Origin of the sequence: Nitrosomonas ureae (assembly GCF_900108305.1) — a bacterium.
Lineage (GTDB): Bacteria > Pseudomonadota > Gammaproteobacteria > Burkholderiales > Nitrosomonadaceae > Nitrosomonas > Nitrosomonas ureae_B.
Genome location: NZ_FNUX01000067.1, coordinates 1 through 1,840 on the forward strand (window position 1 = coordinate 1; position 1,840 = coordinate 1,840).

The window sequence follows — 1,840 nt, forward strand, 5'->3', positions numbered from 1 at the left end:
CAGCGCCATTTTAACATCTTCGGTCGCTATGATCACTAACATACAGTGCATTTATAACTAATATCAAATGCTTAAGGGTTTTTCAGAATCGACTAATTAACCTTTTCATGCAAAGCTATCAATTTACTTTAAGATATTTGCACGATAATAAATATTTTTCGCTTAATCCGCGAAAAATGGAGTGACAATTAGTTTATTAAATGAATGAATAACAAGTTATGCAATTGGAAAGAATGAAATCAGGAATGAAGTATACGCTCGGATTCTTTTCGAACTACTTCATAACATTCACATACTCGCGCTTCCAATCCCTTCCGATCTATCACGGTGATGTGGCCTCGGATGTATTGAATCAATCCGGCTTGCTGCAATTTCCCTGCAGCTTCAGTAACACCTTCACGGCGTACGCCTAACATATTGCCGATCAATTCCTGGGTCATGGCTAGTTCATTGGAAGGAAGTCGATCGAGACTGAGCAGCAGCCAGCGGCAAAGTTGTTGATCAATCGAATGATGCCGGTTACAAACCGCCGTTTGTGCCATTTGGGTGATAAGGGCTTGGGTGTAACTTCAGCAAATTATGAAGCACGGCACCGTGACGGTTAAATTCTTCCATAAATTGTTTCTGTCGTATTCGGTAACAATATCCTGCACTCTGTACTACAGCACGATTTGGCATCGTTTGTCCGCCCATAAAGAGAGCAACGCCGACAACCCCTTCAAAGCCGACCACTGCAATTTCCGCTGAAGCACCATTCTCCATCACATAAAGCAGCGATATGATGCAATCCGTTGGGAAATAGACGTAATGGAGTTTTTCTCCGGATTCGTAAATAACATTGCCCAGAGGCATCTGGATAAGCTCAAGGTGAGGAAAAATACGATCGTATTCTGCTTCAGGTAATGAAGCCAGGAGGTGATTTTTTTGAGGGTTGATATGTTTTTCGGTCACGTCAGTCTCCATACTGTATGAATAAAGAATAAAGAATAAAGAAGAATGAGCAACACTATGCTTTCAAACTATCCAGTACATTTCTATTATACGTATCCAATGTATGTTAGCGCACAAATCTTTTCCGGCATTTTATTATAAAGCCGCTGATACTCTATTCAGATACAGTTAATACGCGTTTGACAGGAGCATTTCTATGTCAGTCAGCGCATTTCATTTTCAATTATTATTCTATGCTTGTTTGAAAGTCTACCAATCGGACCACATGATATCGAGGAGAGGCATGGAGTGAGTAATGGAGTGGACTAACTCTGATTTTATTAGAAATAAATATAGCGATAAATATTCCTGCGGTATCTGTTGTTTAGTTTCTAAAGCCTTAAATTTCTTCTCCCAAAGATTAATGTATTCTTATGCTTGAGTCCAAAATATAAAAAGCAGTGGGGATTCACCCACTGCTTTTTATATTGCTACTGAAACGAATTAAATTTTTAAGCAGCTTGTTTTAAATGAGTCACTGCTTGTTCCGCAGCTTTTTTTGCTAAATCTGTGGCACCGAGGTTACCCTGCTTAATGGCTTCATCCAAGCTTTTAATACCTGCATCTAAATGCGAGCCGACATTCTTCACAGAAGTTTTTTCGGATTTAGATGCATTTGCATGGGTTTTTGCTTCTCCAGCATGTTTAGCGATAGCTTTTCCATCAGCTGCACTGACCGCTGCCTCCGCATGTTTAATCGCTTGATCTAAATGACTTTCTTCTGCAATAGCACTGAATGAGCAGAGAGATATAATTAGTCGATTCTGAAAAACCCTTAAGCATTTGATATTAGTTATAAATGCACTGTATGTTAGTGATCATAGCGACCGAAGATGTTAAAATGGCGCTG

1 protein-coding gene and 1 pseudogene are annotated in these 1,840 nt (G+C 39.6%); both read right to left on the reverse strand.

The features are described 5' to 3' along the window. Window positions 1-239: 239 nt before the first annotated feature. Window positions 240-963: pseudogene (locus tag C4S39_RS15025) on the reverse strand (Crp/Fnr family transcriptional regulator). Between the two features lie 479 nt (window positions 964-1,442). Then, window positions 1,443-1,787, reverse strand: coding sequence for a small metal-binding protein SmbP (gene smbP, locus C4S39_RS15030; protein ID WP_103967732.1), 345 nt, complete (start codon window positions 1,785-1,787; stop codon window positions 1,443-1,445). Window positions 1,788-1,840 lie beyond the last annotated feature (53 nt).